Annotated in this window: 15 protein-coding genes; 6 read left to right on the plus strand and 9 right to left on the minus strand. The window is 61.2% G+C overall.

Annotated features, from left to right (window positions below; genetic code table 11):
• The first annotated feature begins 3 nt into the window (after window positions 1-3).
• The 4 genes from R0125_RS00895 (at window position 4) to slmA (ending at window position 2,173) form a co-directional block, all read left to right on the plus strand.
• Window positions 4-387, plus strand: a complete 384-nt coding sequence (locus R0125_RS00895) for a DUF423 domain-containing protein (protein WP_248181718.1) — start codon at window positions 4-6, stop codon at window positions 385-387.
• 19 nt (window positions 388-406) lie between these two features.
• A complete protein-coding gene (gene thiS, locus R0125_RS00900; protein ID WP_248181551.1) occupies window positions 407-607 on the plus strand; it encodes a sulfur carrier protein ThiS in 201 nt (66 codons plus the stop codon).
• A 69-nt stretch (window positions 608-676) separates the two neighbouring features.
• Window positions 677-1,486 carry a thiazole synthase gene (locus tag R0125_RS00905; RefSeq protein ID WP_317236812.1) on the plus strand — a complete coding sequence of 270 codons (810 nt, stop codon included), beginning with the start codon at window positions 677-679 and terminating at the stop codon, window positions 1,484-1,486.
• A 99-nt stretch (window positions 1,487-1,585) separates the two neighbouring features.
• Window positions 1,586-2,173: a nucleoid occlusion factor SlmA gene (gene slmA, locus R0125_RS00910; protein WP_248181549.1), complete on the plus strand. Its 588-nt coding sequence runs from the start codon at window positions 1,586-1,588 to the stop codon at window positions 2,171-2,173.
• A 3-nt stretch (window positions 2,174-2,176) separates the two neighbouring features.
• On the opposite strand, the gene R0125_RS00915 is transcribed toward slmA, so the two are convergent.
• The gene (locus R0125_RS00915) at window positions 2,177-3,001 is read right to left on the minus strand and encodes an inositol monophosphatase family protein (RefSeq protein WP_317236813.1); all 825 of its coding nucleotides are present in this window, start codon (window positions 2,999-3,001) and stop codon (window positions 2,177-2,179) included.
• Window positions 3,002-3,058: 57 nt separating this feature from the next.
• The gene (locus R0125_RS00920; protein ID WP_248181547.1) at window positions 3,059-4,354 is read right to left on the minus strand and encodes a pyridoxal phosphate-dependent aminotransferase; all 1,296 of its coding nucleotides are present in this window, start codon (window positions 4,352-4,354) and stop codon (window positions 3,059-3,061) included.
• 233 nt (window positions 4,355-4,587) lie between these two features.
• Between R0125_RS00920 and R0125_RS00925 the strand changes: the two genes are divergently transcribed.
• On the plus strand, window positions 4,588-5,250 hold the full coding sequence (locus R0125_RS00925) for a response regulator transcription factor (RefSeq protein WP_317236814.1): 663 nt from the start codon (window positions 4,588-4,590) through the stop codon (window positions 5,248-5,250).
• Here R0125_RS00925 and R0125_RS00930 read toward each other — a convergent pair.
• The 6 genes from R0125_RS00930 to R0125_RS00955 form a co-directional block, all read right to left on the minus strand.
• Complete coding sequence (locus R0125_RS00930) at window positions 5,219-6,997, minus strand: hybrid sensor histidine kinase/response regulator (RefSeq protein WP_317236815.1); 1,779 nt, start codon at window positions 6,995-6,997, stop codon at window positions 5,219-5,221. The two genes, R0125_RS00925 and R0125_RS00930, sit on opposite strands and share 32 nt — an antisense overlap.
• A gap of 79 nt (window positions 6,998-7,076) precedes the next feature.
• A complete protein-coding gene (locus tag R0125_RS00935) occupies window positions 7,077-8,177 on the minus strand; it encodes a lipase secretion chaperone (RefSeq protein WP_317236816.1) in 1,101 nt (366 codons plus the stop codon).
• 90 nt (window positions 8,178-8,267) lie between these two features.
• A complete protein-coding gene (locus R0125_RS00940) occupies window positions 8,268-9,194 on the minus strand; it encodes an esterase/lipase family protein (protein ID WP_248181543.1) in 927 nt (308 codons plus the stop codon).
• Window positions 9,195-9,316: 122 nt separating this feature from the next.
• On the minus strand, window positions 9,317-9,640 hold the full coding sequence (locus R0125_RS00945; protein WP_248181542.1) for a DUF3301 domain-containing protein: 324 nt from the start codon (window positions 9,638-9,640) through the stop codon (window positions 9,317-9,319).
• 93 nt (window positions 9,641-9,733) lie between these two features.
• Window positions 9,734-12,802, minus strand: coding sequence for an efflux RND transporter permease subunit (locus R0125_RS00950; protein WP_317236817.1), 3,069 nt, complete (start codon window positions 12,800-12,802; stop codon window positions 9,734-9,736).
• Window positions 12,802-13,905 (minus strand): efflux RND transporter periplasmic adaptor subunit, encoded by a 1,104-nt coding sequence (locus R0125_RS00955; protein WP_317236818.1) that lies wholly within the window; start codon window positions 13,903-13,905, stop codon window positions 12,802-12,804. The genes R0125_RS00950 and R0125_RS00955 overlap by 1 nt, the downstream gene beginning before the upstream one ends.
• Window positions 13,906-14,113: 208 nt before the next feature.
• On the opposite strand from R0125_RS00955, the gene R0125_RS00960 reads away from it, so the two are divergent.
• Complete coding sequence (locus tag R0125_RS00960) at window positions 14,114-14,641, plus strand: molecular chaperone DnaJ (RefSeq protein ID WP_317236819.1); 528 nt, start codon at window positions 14,114-14,116, stop codon at window positions 14,639-14,641.
• A 5-nt stretch (window positions 14,642-14,646) separates the two neighbouring features.
• Here R0125_RS00960 and R0125_RS00965 read toward each other — a convergent pair whose 3' ends face one another.
• Window positions 14,647-15,447: a secretin N-terminal domain-containing protein gene (locus tag R0125_RS00965; protein WP_317236820.1), complete on the minus strand. Its 801-nt coding sequence runs from the start codon at window positions 15,445-15,447 to the stop codon at window positions 14,647-14,649.
• Between the last annotated feature and the right edge of the window lie 248 nt (window positions 15,448-15,695).

Below are 15,695 nucleotides of genomic sequence, written 5' to 3' on the forward strand. Positions count from 1 at the left end.
GAGGTGTTGCGCGCTCCGTTGGTGCTCGGCGCCTTTTTTGCAATGCTGGCGGTGATGGCGGGCGCCTTCGGTGCCCACGGCTTGCGGTCAGTGGTAAGCGCGCGGGCCCTTGAAGTTTTCCAGACCGCCGTCACCTATCAGGTATATCATGCCATCGGCCTGATTCTGATTGCCCTGCTGGCCGGGTTCGGTTTACACCGCCGGTTGCTGAAGCTGGCCGCCGGTTTTTTCCTCGCCGGTATCCTGATGTTCAGTGGTAGCCTTTACCTGCTGGTGCTGACCGAGCTGCGCTGGATCGGACCGATCACTCCGATCGGCGGTGTCTGCTTCATGGTGGGCTGGGCCCTGGTTCTGGCGGCTGGCCTGAAGTGCCCGCGCGCTGATTAGACAACGCACAGAGGTAAACATGCAGGTGCAAGTAAATGGCGATGGTGTGGAGCTGCCCGCTCAGGCAACCCTCGCCGATCTGATAGAACATATGGCGCTGACAGGCAAACGACTGGCGGTAGAGGTCAACGAAGACATTGTGCCCCGCAGCCAGCATCCGGACTTCCGCCTGAACGACGGCGACCGGGTTGAAGTGGTCCATGCCATCGGTGGCGGCTGACGCCGCCCCGAGTCGGTCCGCCCGGCCGACACCACCCTATTCATCACTCCATTCAGTCTCAGGAAGGTTATGAGCGAACAAGCGACAATCCAGCTCCCGGAAGACAAGCCACTTGAACTCGCAGGCCGTGTGTATCAGTCACGCCTGCTGGTGGGTACCGGCAAATATCGTGACCTGATGGAAACCGGCCACGCCATCGAGGCCAGCGGCGCGGAAATTGTCACCGTAGCGGTGCGGCGCACCAACCTCGGTCAGAACCCGGACGAGCCCAACCTGCTCGATGTGATCTCCCCGGACACCTACACCATTCTGCCCAACACCGCCGGCTGCTACACCGCCAAAGACGCCGTGCGCACCTGCAAGCTGGCCCGTGAGCTGCTGGACGGCCACGATCTGGTGAAACTGGAGGTTCTGGGCGAGGAGAAAACCCTTTACCCGAACATGACCGAAACGCTGGTGGCCGCCGAAGAACTCATCAAAGACGGTTTCAAGGTGATGGTGTATTGCTCCGACGACCCGCTGCTGGCCAAGCGCCTGGAAGACATGGGCTGTATCGCCATCATGCCACTGGGTGCGCCTATCGGCTCCGGTCTGGGCATCCAGAACCGCTACAACATTCGGCTGATTGTGGAAAACGCCAGGGTGCCGGTGCTGGTAGATGCCGGGGTGGGCACCGCATCGGACGCCACCATCGCTATGGAACTGGGGTGTGACGGCGTACTGATGAACACCGCCATCGCCCAGGCCCGGGATCCCATCAAGATGGCCCATGCCATGCGGTTGGGGGTGGAAGCCGGTCGCGAGGCCTATCTGGCCGGCCGTATGCCGAAGAAGCTGTACGCCAGCGCCTCGTCGCCCATTGATGGCACTTTTTTCTGATTTAGTGAACAATCCGGTACATCGCTGAAAAACCTGAGAGGGCCGGCGTTAAAGACCGGCCCCGATAATAACTCCGATACAGAGCGCTGAAGTCCTGTCATGACCGATCCGAAACCCAGTCGTCGGGAGGCCATCCTGCACGCGTTGGTGGAGCTGCTGGAAGCCGATCCCGGCGCTCGCATCACCACCGCCGGGTTGGCCAAATCCGTAGGCGTTACCGAGGCGGCGCTGTACCGCCATTTCCCCAGCAAACGCAAAATGTTCGAGGCGCTGATCGACTTCGCGGACGACGCGGTGTTCAGTCGATGTCAGGTCATTCTGCAGGATCAGGGAGACGCCCGCGTGCGGCTGCAGCAGCTGGTCAATCTGGTGCTGGTGTTCGCCGAGCGCAATCCGGGCCTCTGTTGCGTGCTTACCGGCGACGCCCTGATGGGCGAAAACGAGGCGTTGCGCAAGCGTGCGTCCCAGTTCTTCGAACGCCTGGAAACCCAGATCCGTCAGATCCTCAAGGAAGGCGAAATCCGCCAGGGCCTGCGGCCCCGCACCAGCGCCAATCGCGGCGCGGATTTCGTGCTGGTCTACCTGGAAGGGCGGATTCAGCGCTTTGTGCGCTCGTCGTTTTCCCGCAAGCCGACCACTGATTTTGAAGAAAATTGGGGGTTGGTTTCCGAGGGCGTCTGGGGCTGAGCTTCAGTCATACCCCGAAGCAGAGCGAAGAATCCTGCGCACTGGCTCCCATACCGCCGGAGCGGAAATCAGAATGTCCCGACCGTACAGGTCGGCCGGATAGCCGTCGGGCACATCGCCGAAGTGACCGGCGGTGGCGCCAGCTTCCAGGGCGATAAGCCGGGCGGCGGCAAAATCCCAGGGGCTGACGTTTTCGTAGTAGATGTCCAGCCGGCCGCAGGCCACCCAGCAAATATCGAGGGCGGCGGAGCCGATGCGGCGCAGATCACGGCACTGGTGGATCATGGCGTCCAGACGCCGGATCAGCGGTTCCAGGCTGTCTTTGGTGTAGGGGAAACCGGTGGCGAAGAGCGAATCCCGAGGCACTATGGCGTCGCTGTGCTGGATGGGCTCGCCGTTGAGGGTGGCGCCGTCACCTTTGGTGGCGCGGAAGGTTTCGCCAGTAAATGGCGCGTGCACCACGCCCACCTGGACGCAGCCTTTCTCGGCGTAGGCGATCGACACCGCCACCTGCGGGTGGCCATAGGCATAGTTTACCGTGCCGTCGATGGGGTCGATGATCCACAAGGGGGTGTCCAGCTCCTCTGCCTGACTCAGGTCCGGCGCGGTTTCTTCGGATAGGATACGGTGGTCAGGGAAACGTTTGCGAATAGCGGCGGTGATGAATTCGTCGGCCATCACATCAGCATGGGTAACCAGCTCGGTCTGCTGTTTGTAGTCGGTACGCAGAGTGTTGTGGTCACGTTCGTGACGAATCAGCTTACCGGCTTCTCGTGCAAGTTGTTCGGTGAAATCCGTGATGTCCCGTAACGATAAAGAGTCTGACATGGCGCCCCCTTGGCTGGCTCTGGAGAAGAGAGAGGGCGCCAGTCTACCACGACGGGCTTACAGGCTGTTCAGCCACTGCTCCATCTTGTCCATGGCCAGCACTAGGCGTGGGCAGGCCTGTTTGACGAAGTTGTCGTCCAGTGCCTGCCCGGCGTAATCACCGGCAGCCAGTTTCAGCGAGCCGGCGCCGTCGAAATCCACGAACGCCAGCCGCGCCGCCAGGTGATCCGGCACAAACCCGAAATCACTGGCCGGCAGTATGGCCACCCCGGTGTTTTCCAGCAGGGCCTGGCAGAGGGCCTGGCTGGTCTTGATGTCCTTGTTGGCCAGCGCGTCGCGGAAGCTGTTGAAGTCCGGGAACAAGTAGAAGGCCCCCTCCGGTTTCTGTACCACCGCGCCCATCTCCGTGAGGCGGCGGTGCATGTATTCGCCCACCACTTTCAGCACCCGGCGTGACTGCGTCAGATACTCGTCCATGTCGTCGCCGCCGTCGAAGGCGGCGATGGCAGCGTACTGGATCGGTGCGCTGGTGGCGGTGTAGGTCTCGCTGGCAATGATGGCCATGGCGTCCTGCAGCGGGCGCAACTCGGGTGGGAAGATAAAGGTGCCCAGGCGCCAGCCGCCGGCACCGGCCCATTTGCTCAGACCGGTACTGATGATGGTGCCTTCCGGGTAATAGCGGGCAATCGATTTGTGTGTGCCCTCGAAGTGCACCTCGCCATAGATTTCGTCCGACAGCAGGATCAGTTTGTACTTGCGCGCCACGTTGGCGATGGCCAGCAGCTGGTCATCGGCATAGGTGCAGCCGGTGGGGTTGGACGGGTAGTTCAGAATCAGGATACGCGGGCGTGACGGATCATCGCGGCAGATGATGTCCAGTTCTTCCGCTGTCAGCTGCCAGTTGTTCTCTGCGTGGGTGGGCAGCCAGTGCACCGAGCGGCCGATGATGCGGGCCTGGGGTGCGTAGGATACCCAGCTTGGTCGGGGAATCAGCAAATCGCCGTAGTAGGCCAGTTGCAGGATGAACAGCAGTTCTTTGGAGCCGGGGCCAATCAGCACGTCTTCCCAGGTGCAGCGCATGCGCTCGCCCCGGTTGATGTAACCGGCGATGGACTCCCGCAGGGCTTTCAGGCCCTTCACCGGCAGATAATCTTTTTCATGGGCATGCTGCTGCAGTGCCGCCACCACGCGGTCGGGAACCGGGAAGGGTGATTGCCCCAGGCCCAGCTTGATGATGTCCCGGCCCTCGGAGCGGAGCTGATTGCTGAGCTCGTTGATGCGCAGGGTGGCGGAGGGCTGTATGCCCCGCACGTTCAGGTTGATCGCGTAGCGGTGGTCCGTGTGAATGTTCATAGGTCCGATCTGTTGGTAGCGGGTGTTACCGGCAGTATAGGAGCCTCACCGGCTTCCGTGGTGGTGCGGATCATAGGTGATTGCCGAAGTTCCAGGCGGCGGTTATTCTTGAGTATTCGGGGTGGTGACCGGAAATTGCACAATTTGTTAAGTAGCAACCGGTCGGTTTCAGATCCTGGCCGTATAGTGTTGGCAACCGCATTAACAACAACAGACACGTTGCGGAGTCCGTTATGGAAACCAGACCGGTCGGGGATACAGCCCGGGCGTCTACGTCGGCCAATAGCTGCCTGCCCCTTGCGAGGGTGCTGATGGTGGATGATCATCCGTTTTTCCTGCTAGGCCTCAGCGCCATTCTGGAGCAGGACGGGCTGGTCACTGAGGTGGCTGTGGCGGGCTCGGTAGCGGAGGCCGTGGCCGATCTTCTGGCCCACCCGGAAACGTCCATGGTGCTGTTGGACCTGGCGCTGCAGGGGGAGGCTGGCCTGTCGCTGTTTGCCGAGCTGGAGCGTCTGGGTTTGCCCGTGCCGGTGGTGGTGATCTCCAGCCGCGAGGACGAGACTTCGGTGCGGGCTGCCCGAGCCGCCGGTGCCGTTGGCTTTCTGCCCAAATCCTCAGGCCGCAAAAGCCTGATGCGAATGTTGCAGTGTGTCGGAGAAGGGCTGCTGTATTACCCCACCTTGCAGGTGCCGTCCCGGGTACCGGAGCATCTGACGCCACGGCAACTGGAAGTGCTGGCGCTGTTGGCGGAAGGCCTGCCCAACAAACGCATTTGCCAGGCTCTGGACCTGACCGAGCACACGGTCAAAACCCATCTGAAAGCGATATTTGCTCACCTCGGGGTGCATAACCGCACCGAGTGCGTCACTCAGGCGCGGTCGCTGGGACTGATCTGACCGCCTCGGGGCGGTAGCGGGTGAGCTGTGAAATAGCCGCTCGCAGTCGCATGGGTAACAACGGTTTGTGCAGCACCCACAGATGGTGCTCTGCATCGTAGCCTTGCGGCAGGGCGGTATCGGCGGTCATCAGGATACCACCGACGGCGGTGCCACGTTCACTCAGTCGGCTGAGCAGGGTGCGGCCTGACATACCGGGCAGGTGCAGGTCGGTGACCAGAATGGCGCCTGTGCTCTCGCGGGTGGCCACCAGGGCATCCTCAGCCGTGGCAAAACCCCGGGTGGCATAGCCCCAATGTCTCAGGGTTTCACAGACCCAGTGCCGCGCTTCGTCATGATCCTCCACCACCACAAACGGATGGCTGCCTTCTTCGGTGGCCAGTGCCGTGCTGTCCGGAAGAGCGGCTACCCGGGGCGTCGAGGCCGCCGGCAACCTGATCCAGAAACACGAACCCTGGCCGGCCACCGAGCGGACACCACAGTGCCCGTTCATCAGCAGCGATAGCTCCCGGACAATGGCCAGACCCAGGCCCAGTCCCGGGTGGGGGGCGTTGCCGGCGTGGTGGCGGTAGAACGGATCGAAAGCGTGACTTTCACCGGCCGGATCCATGCCCCGGCCGTTATCGCGGACCTCGATCCGCACCTGACCGGCCTCGCGTCGGGTGGTCAGGTCAATACGCTCAGCGCCACTGTGCTCGAGCGCATTGACCACCAGATTCTGCAGGATGCGGTAAAGTAACTGGGGATCGGCCACCACCGCCATGGCCTCTGCGGCCGGCGACAGGTTGAGGATAACACCCAGGTGCCGCGCCTGTTCGCCGCAGGTTTCCCGGATCTGTTCCAGGGTCGGCCGGAGATCCAGTGTGCGTTTTTCCGGCGTCACCATGCCTTCCTGAATACGGGAAATATCCAGGACGGACGCCAGCAAACCGTTGAAGTGCCCGACCGATGCCTTCAGCTTCGTCACCAGACTGGCCGGTTTTGGTGGCAGACCGTCACCGTCAAGGTGCTCAAGAATCAGGCTGATCACATTCAGGGGCTGGCGAAGATCGTGGCTGGCAACGGTGATCAGCCGGGTTTTCCGCTGGCTTTCCAGCTCGGCCTGCCGTCGTGACAACTCCAGCATCTGGCGGTCGAGGAAGTGGGCCCGTTGGCGGTGTTCACTGAGCCAGGAGCCGACCATACCTATCACATTGGCGGTGGCGATGAAGAAGCCGTTGACCAGCAATTGCTGACCGGTCATCCCGGTGGCGTACTCGACCGACAGATAGGCCACCAACACCAGCAGTGACACCAGTGACACGCTGCGAAAGGGAATGCCCATCACGAAGTAACCGAACATCAGCATTAGCAAGATGCCCTCATAAGGCAGCGGATGCTGCTGTATGCGGGCGAGGGCAATGATGATCACAACGCTCAATCCACCGACCAGGTAGGCGCCAATGTAGAGTCTGGCGAACATGGCAGGGGGAATGCGGGTGTAGGACAGCCACCACACCACCGCGATCACCGGGCAGGTCACCAGCAGGCGCACCCTGACGGTGTCCTCCGCAATGCTTGCCGGCAGCATGGTGGAATCCAGCATTGCGTAGATAAGAAACAGCAACAGGGCACTGGCCGAAACCAGCCTGGCGCGGACCCGGATGCCCTCGTTTCTTACCCTGCGATAGCGCTGTTCCAGCTCCGGGCTGAAACGTAAACGCCAGAATCCGGTTTCGATCTGTTGCTGCAGCTGGGCCATGTTCATTGCGGTTCGCCTGCTGTTAACGGGGGACTCTGTGGGAGTGTACCCTTGTCAGCGCGCCGGGGTGCGGGAACACTGCACACTATGGCGAACGAGCGTCCAGTGCTCGCAGACGTGCCCAGGTGCGGGTCTGTTCATCAGCAAAGTATTCTTCCAGCAAGCGGGTTTCCTGCGTGGCCGCCTCTTTACTGGCCAGGCCGGAGGCGCGGACGCTCGCCCGTGCCCGCTGGTAATCCTGAAACCGGTCGTCAAAACGCTCCCGCTCCTCCAGGTAACCAACAACGTCGTTTATTCGGGCTTCGTCGACACCCAGGGATCGCAGACGTTCGCCGGCCTGCTTCGCAGAGCCGGCACTGGCGATGGCCTGTTGCCGTTGTTGATGACGTTCACCTTCGGCCAGCATGCGGGTCTCCGTGCGGCGAATGACCTCGGGCAGCTGTTCGCGATGCCAGACCTGCAGGTCCGCCTTGGCTTCGGCAGACAGGTCCTGGCGTTGCCGGATATCGAGGCTGGCCAGGGTGTAATCGCCGTAGGCCTCCTCCAGACCAAAAAACGCCTCATGGGTTTGCCCGGAAAAGGATTGCCTGCGCAGCGCCTTGAGGTCTGCCAGGGCGGTTTTCAGGGTTTCCAGTTGATAGGCGGGATCGTGCTGACGGGCAGGGTCCAGGTTGCGATTGCCCATGGCCATCATGTCATCCTTGTAGGCCAGGTAGCGACCCAGCAGTGCCATGGCTTGTCTGGCGGCGCGCTCGGGCAGGTGGCCGTAGGCAAGGGTCTCGATCTCGGACAGTGCTCGCTCGGCCGGGACCTCTCCGATGGTGTTGAGGAAGTAGTCAAAGAAATCCCGGGTTTCCAGTTCGACCACCAGATTGCCATCGGCATCCGCTCGCAGGCGCCCGTCAATGTCGGTACCTGCGAGCGAGGGGGCGTAAGGGTTCTCTCCGAGGCTGCGGGGTGTTGCGTGGGCCAGGGTGTTGCGGTCGTTGGCGCTGGCGGGTGGCACCGCCACCCGGGGCGACGGTGAAACGGTATTTCGGGACGCCGTGGTTTCGGTGGCATGGCTGGGTGTCGTTCCGGCGGGACGTTCGGCCTGCAGCAGCCAGATACTGGCGCCGACGATCGGGATGACCAGTGCCAGGGGTAAAAGTGCGCGCTTGAGGGTGTGTGGGGTGGTTCGTGGCATAACAACGTCCTGAATAAGCAGGTTCAGCCATCAACGAAGCCCCTTCGTGAGGGGCTCCGCAATCGTTTCGATCGTTCCGGTGAGCGTGTATCAGAGGCCCCGGTTCTTCAGGCGGTTGGCGTGGCTGCGATACAGTGAAATGGGGTCAGTGCGCCAGGAGCGGGCACCGAACAGATGGTTGATGGCGTCCACATGATTCATTTCATAGTGGGTGCCGATGACATTGCCCATCTTGGTGGAGCACTCGCCCACCAGGCCATCGTTGGCTTCGTTACCGAAGGCCAGCGTGGTGACGCCAAGGAACGGATCGGTGATGTCGGTCCAGTTGGTCCATACGGCGGTACCGGTCCAGGAGAAGAACTTGATCTTGTTGCCGTTGATCCATACGTCCTCATTCGTGCCAGCGCAGGCGTCGCGATTCACGCCTTTCCAGCCCAGCGCGTCATTCAGTTGCGTGGTGCCGCGGGTGGTCAGGGTCTCCAGTGCGGCGACGCCGTCCTGGGGATTGTCGGCATCGGACAGTGCATTCACCAGATCACCGAGGGCATTGGCGATGGCACTGACACCCCCTTCCACGTAGCTGCCCGGGGGCAGGATGCCGCGAGCCACATCAGCCACCCGGGAGCCCTTGTTGACGCCGTTGATCGAGGTGATCGACGCAACCTTGTGGGGGATCAGGGAGGCAGTCACCCGCGAGGTGGGGGCACCCTGGCTGTGAGCCATGATGTTGACCTTGGACACGCCCAGGCCGTTGATGTAGTTGGCCAGCTGCTGACCGCGCTGTTCGCTGCTGTTCACGAACGACACGCTGGCGGAATAGACCCGGGCGCCGCTGCGCTCGAGATTCCAGGGCACGGTATGGAAGTAATTGATCAGACCACCGATGGTGTTGAATCCGGTGACACCATGCACCAGCACAATGGGGTGCTTGGTCTGGGTGTAACTGGCCATACTCAGGGTGGGTGCGGCAAGCAGGACAAAGCCTGCCATCACGGCGAGCGTGAGGAACTTACGCATGGTTGACTCCTGTTGTTTTTGTCGGTCGTTAGCCATGCCTGGCTAACGTTTGTCGTCAATGCGAGGGGGATTATTGGGGATTGGCGCAGCGGTAAGAATCGCCCATTTGGGGGAGGCGGCTGTTAGGTGTCCGGGCCGAAGCGGTGGGGTTCCAGCTCCATGTGGATAATGCGCTGGCCAAGCATGATGATGCGCCCGGCGTAGCGCTCTTCGCCGGTGGAGGTGAAGTCAAACAGGAATCGACGCCACACCCGGAGCTGGCCCTGATCGTCGCGCTTGAACCACAGGCCGCGCAGATAGACAGCGTCGTCCAGCAGCATCACGTCCATTTTCTTGCAGTACTGTCGGGCCGCATGCAGCACAAAATCCTTGATGGCCTTGGCGCGCCACCAATACCAGATGAGGAAACCGGCAACAAACAGCCAGAAGAGGGTTCCTAGAGTCACAACGGTTACGGCTTTCTGTGGACAGGGAAACGAAAGCCTACAGCATTGTCGCCGGCCTTGGAATGCGGCCGGCGACAATGGCAGGGCGGGCGGTCAGGACTGATGAACGGCACTGCCGGTGTCAGCCTCTGCTGTGCCGTGATGGTCGCGGGCCAGCAGGATGTAGAACGCTGGCAGGACAAACACGGTAAACAGCGTGCCGATGCCCAGCCCGGCGCTGATGGTCAGGCCGATGGCAAAGCGGCTTTCCGCCCCGGGGCCGACGGCGATCAGCAGTGGCACCATGGCGAAGATCAGCGCCAGTGAGGTCATGATGATCGGGCGTAAGCGAATAGCGGCGGCCTCGATGACAGCGTCCCGCTTGCTGAGGCCCTTGTCCACCTGCAACGAATTGGCGAATTCCACGATCAGGATGCCGTTTTTGGACACCACACCGATCAGCGTGATCAGCCCCACCTGGGTGTAGATGTTCATGGTCGCGAAACCGAGCACAATGAACGCCATAGCGCCGGCCACCGACATGGGCACCGATACCAGGATGATGAACGGATCGCGCCAGCTTTCAAACTGCGCCGCAAGCACCAGATAGATCACCAGCAGCGACAGGAAGAAGGTCACCATCAGCGCGCTGCCCTGATTGGCGAACTGCCGTGATTCACCGGTGTAGTCGGAGGTGAAGCCCTGAGGGAACACCTCCTCGGCGGTGGACTCCATGAACGCCATGGCATCGCCCACCGTCACACCCGGCATGACCACACCCTGAAGCGTCAGTGAGTTCAGCTGGTTGAACTGGGTGCGCTGGGACGGCTCCACGTCATGCTCGAAGCTGATAACGCTGCCCAGGGGCACCAGTTCGCCGTTGTCCGCGCGAATGTAGTACTCGTTCAGGGCATCTGCAGTCAGGCGGAACTCCCGCTCCACCTGGGGGATAACCTGGTAGGAGCGGCCTTCCATGCTGAAGCGGTTGATAAAGCCGCCGCCGAGCATGCTCGACATGGCCTGGCCGATGTCCTGCATCGACAATCCCAGGTCCGCCACCCGGTCGCGGTCCACCTTGATGCGGGTAACCGGCCGGTCGAAGTCGATGGACTTCTGCAGGAACATGAAGTTACCGCTGCCCATGGCCTTGCCGAGCATTTCATCGGCTACTTCGTTGAGGCGATCGTAGTCGTTGCCGGTGGTGATCACGAACTGGAAGGGCAGGCCGCCACCGGAGCCCGGCAGCGAGGGCCGCGGGAACACCGCGGTCTGCAGCCCGGTGATCTTCTTCAGTTCAGCATCGAGCTGCGGCTGGACGTCGAACTGGCTGACCTCCCGGTCGCCCCAGGGCTTCATCTTGAAACCACCGAAGACAGCGTTGGGCGCAGTGATGCCGAGGATCATGAAGTCTTCGTTGTAACCGTCAACGGTTTCCATGCGCTCCAGCACTTCCTCGCCGTGCTCCTGCAGGTAGTCCAGAGTGGCAGTCTGTGGCGCCAGGCCCTGATAGAACAGGATGCCCTGGTCCTCGGTGGGCGCCAGTTCGTTCTGGCTCATCATCACCATGAAGTAGATGGAGGCCAGCACCACCAGCGCGAAGAAGATCACCACCGATTTGGTGTCCATCAGTGTGCTCAACGCCCGCTTGTAGCCGTTGGCCAGGCCACCGAAGGACCGCTCCACCAGTTTCTCGAAGCGGTCGGGGTTGCCGTGGGGCTTGAGAATCTTGGCGGACAGCATGGGCGACAGGGTGAGCGCGACGATGCCGGAAATCACCACGGTGCCGGCGAGGGTGAAGGCGAACTCGGTGAACAGCGAACCCACCAGTCCCCCCATAAAGCCGATGGGGGCATACACCGCCACCAGAGTGGTGGTCATGGCAATGATCGGCACTGCCATTTCTCGCGCGCCGTTGATGGCGGCATCGAACCGGGATTCCCCCTGCTCAATATGCCGATGCACGTTCTCCACCATGATAATGGCGTCATCCACCACCAGGCCGATGGCGAGCACCATGGACAGCAGCGTCAGCAGATTGAGGGAGAAACCCATCATCAGCATGAAGAAGGCGCCACCGACCAGTGACAGCGGCACCGCCACCGAGGGCACCACGGCGGCTCGCAAGGAACCCAGGCAGAGGAACACCACGACCAGAACAATCAACAGCGCTTCAACCAGCGTCTGGATGACCTCATTGATCGAGTTATCGATGAAGTCGGAGGCGTCATAGGCGAGGCGTACTTCCAGCCCCGATGGCAGTTGCTGTTCAATGCCCGGCAGCTCGTTCTTGACCAGCTCCGCGACGGTCAGCGGGTTGGCACCAGGAGACAGTTCGATGGCAACATAGGTGGCGGGCTGGCCCTTGTAGAGCGCCAATTGATCGTAGGTTTCAGAGCCCAGCTCCACCCTGGCAATGTCGTCCAGCCGGATCAGCGAGCCATTGGATTCCTTGATGACGAGGTCGCGGAACTGATCCGGATCGCCGACATCGGTGTCGCTGGTCATGCTGATCTTGGTGTACTTGCCCTCGGTGTTGCCCACTGCGGCCTGATAGTTGTTCTGCAACAACACCTGCACCACTTCCTGGGGTGTCATATCCACGGCCGATAGCCGCTCGGGGTCAAGCCAGGCACGCAGGGCAAACTTGCGCCCCAGCAGTTCCGCCTTGCCCACGCCTGAAAGCGCCTGCAGTTTGGGCTGGACCACCCGAGTCAGGTAGTCGGTGATCTGCGGTACTTCCAGGTCATTGCTGTAGAACGCAATGTACATGAGCGCGGTGGAGTCACCGGTGGTGGAGGTGATCACCGGGTCCTGGGCGTCCGCCGGCAACACGTTGCGCTGGCTGGCGACCTTGGCCTGGATTTCTGCCAGCGCGGCGTTGGCGTCGTAATTCAGTTCCATCTTGGCTTCGATGGTGGACTGGCCCTGAGAACTGGTCGAGGTCAGGTAATCAATGCCGCTGGCTTCGGCAATGGCCTGCTGCAGCGGCGTGGTGATGAAGCCTTTGACCAGATCCGAACTGGCGCCGGGGTAGGACGTGGTCACCGTAACCGTGGTGCTTTCCAGTTCGGGGTACTGACGAATTTCCATTTCCATGGCGGCGCGGGCACCGAGCAACAGGATCAGCAGGCTGACCACCGTTGCCAGCACCGGGCGCTGGATAAAAATATCAGTGAAGCGCATTATTCAGACGCCTCCACCGACTCGTCTTCGGTTTCCTGAACGGTGACCCGTTGCTCGGCGCGGAGTCTCAACAGGCCCTTGGAGACCACTTCCTCGCCTTCGCTCAGACCGTCCTCGATGGCAACACGACCGTCACGGATTTCGCCGGACTGAACCGTGCGGCGGTTGACGATCAGGTCGCCCTCGTTGTTTTCCTCCACCACAAATACGAAATCGCCGTAGGTGTTGTAGGAAATGGCGGTTTGCGGAACGGTAACCACGTCACGGTCTTCCGGTTGCAGCGTGCGAATGGTGGCAAACATGCCCGGCCGCAGTTGGTTGTCCGGGTTCGGCACGGTCGCGCGGATCCGCACCGTGCGGGTTTCCGGATTGACCGAGGTATTGATGGCGCTGACTTCACCCGTAAAGGTTTTGCCCGGAATGGCCGCAACGGTCACATCCACCTCGTACCCGGTCGCCACCCTTGGCAGCTCCTTTTCAGACAGCGTGAAATCCACGTAGATGGGGTCGAGCATGTTGATCTCGACAATCGGTGTTCCGGTCGGGATGTATTCGCCCTGATCCACCATGCGCAGGCCCAGGTTGCCGTCGAACGGGGCGCGAATCACTTTCTTGTTGAGCTGGGCCTCGGCTTCGTTGACGCGGGCCCGGGCGGCATCAAAGTTGGCCTTGGCCTCATCAAACTGAGACTGGGACACAGCGCGTTTCGGCAGCAGGTCAGACACCCGCTTGAACTCCTGCTCGGCCAGTTGTGCCTCGGCCCGGCGGGTGCGCAGCGCCGCCTCGTCGATGGCGGCATCCAGACGGATCAGGAGGTCGCCTTTCTTGACGGTATCGCCGGACTCAAACCCGATGGTTTCCACCACGCCCGGGACCTCATTGGCTACCTCGATGCCATTGATCGCTTCCACGCTGCCCACCGCTTTGGTGGCCGGTGTCCACTTTCCGGCACTGGCCCTGATGGTGGAAACTTCAGCCGGCGGCTGCGGCTGTGACATCTGCTCGCTCATCTGGCCGAACTGATAGAACTTGTAGCCAAAAATGCCACCAAGCACGACGACGAGAAAGAGAATAACGATCAGGAAACGGGAGGCAGTGCGCATAGGTCAGTCCTGAGTATTGAATTCCATCGGAAAGTCTGCCACCAGCACGACAACGGGGTCGCCGATTGGTTGTGCCTATCCGGAGAGGGAAAGAGTTTGTGATTGATTCTTAATCCGACTAATAGGGTAGCATCCTATACAAAAAACGGGTGTTTTGTCACCGGTGTGATGCCAGAATTACGGTCATTGAAACGTAAGGGATTACCCTATGCACTGGATACTTGGACTTGCCCTGACCGTTGCGGTCTTCCTCGTTCTCAAGCAGTGGGGCGGGCTGACCGCAGAGAAGAAAAAGGCGGCCGTCTGGAAGCTGTTTCTGGTGGTCGGCGGTGCCCTGTTGCTGTTTATGGTGTTGACCGGGCGGATCCACGTGCTCACGGCCGCAGTGGCCGGGCTGATTCCCCTGTTGCGCAAGCTGCCGGCGCTGCTGAAGTTCGCGCCGCTGGCCAGTCGGTTGTTCAGCCAGAGCAAGGATCAACGCGAGGATCCCGGCACGGCCGGTGGCCAATCGTCAGCGCATGGTCACCGGCGCGAGGGACGTCCGGGGCAGATGTCAGAGCGTGAGGCGTGTGAGATTCTGGGGGTGCCCACCGGCTGCAGCGAAGATGACGTCATTCTGGCGCATCGGCGTCTGATGCAGAAAATTCATCCGGACCGTGGCGGTAACGACTACCTGGCGGCCAAGGTCAATGAAGCCAAAGCGACCCTGTTGGCCGCCCGCCGTGGGGTGGCCTGAGCCGATCAGAGCAGATCAACCCTGACTTCGAAAGTCTGGTTTGCGCGCTCCTCGCCGCCGACCTGATAGGTAATGCCGGAGCGGGTTCCGGCCTGGCGGCTGCGAGTGCTGCCCAACTCCACCCATTGGCCGGGCTCCACCCGCCGGATAGTCATCAGCGCCTCGGTTTCATACCCGGGAATATCACCTTCCGGGTCTTCCTCAAAGGACACGATGTTCAATTCGATGGCGCTGTCTGACAGAGCTTGGGGGCTGACCAGAAAGCCACTGCGGGTTTCCACCTGACCAAGCACGGCCGCTGGATTGCGACCTCCGCGGATGGCGACAGGCACGGTACGAACCTGTCCTGACGTGATATGGGCGGATTGGCCGTCCTGAACCACCAGTGTGCGCTCCTGATTGCGCCGGGTTGTCGTCACTTTGCGTTCCACGCGAGCGCCAGCCTGGTTGTTGGTGATGGTGACGCCACCGCCACCACTTTTAGCGTCCAGGTTGCTGCGGGAGCGCACGGTAATGCGCATCTGAACCGGCGCGACATCCAGGGTGTCCACCAGCATACCGATTTCATCCAGCACCGCCGGCTCGCCGCGGAGGATCATCTGCTGTCCCCGCGCGGTGATCCGGACCTGATCGGAACCATAGAGGTCCCGGACCTGGGCCGCCACATCCTCCGCTGCCCGGTTATCCAGCCGATAGGTGCGGGACTCGGGGGCCGCGAGCACAGACAGCGGGCTCGCCAGCAAAATGACCAGCGCAAGCAGGGCCGGGAACCGGCGGGCAGGTTGGTTGAGCAACGTCAGGGTCATGGCAGTCACCGGGATAAAATCCACAAATATCGGGTTTGCGGGTTGCAAAGCCGAAAAGCCGGGGTATATATTGAAAATCATGAAGACAACACACGCGATCTGTCAATTGAATGTTCTGCAAGCCTTCGGTGCGCAACCGACGGGGGTGATCGCTGCTGTGTTTTTCTGGTGGTTTGGTTATGGCTATTTTAGCCAGAGCCCGGGCCGCCCATAAGATCTTCATCGACCGAATAACGAGGAAGGCAGCC

It is taken from the genome of Marinobacter sp. M-5, from assembly GCF_032911545.1.
Taxonomy (GTDB): domain Bacteria; phylum Pseudomonadota; class Gammaproteobacteria; order Pseudomonadales; family Oleiphilaceae; genus Marinobacter; species Marinobacter goseongensis.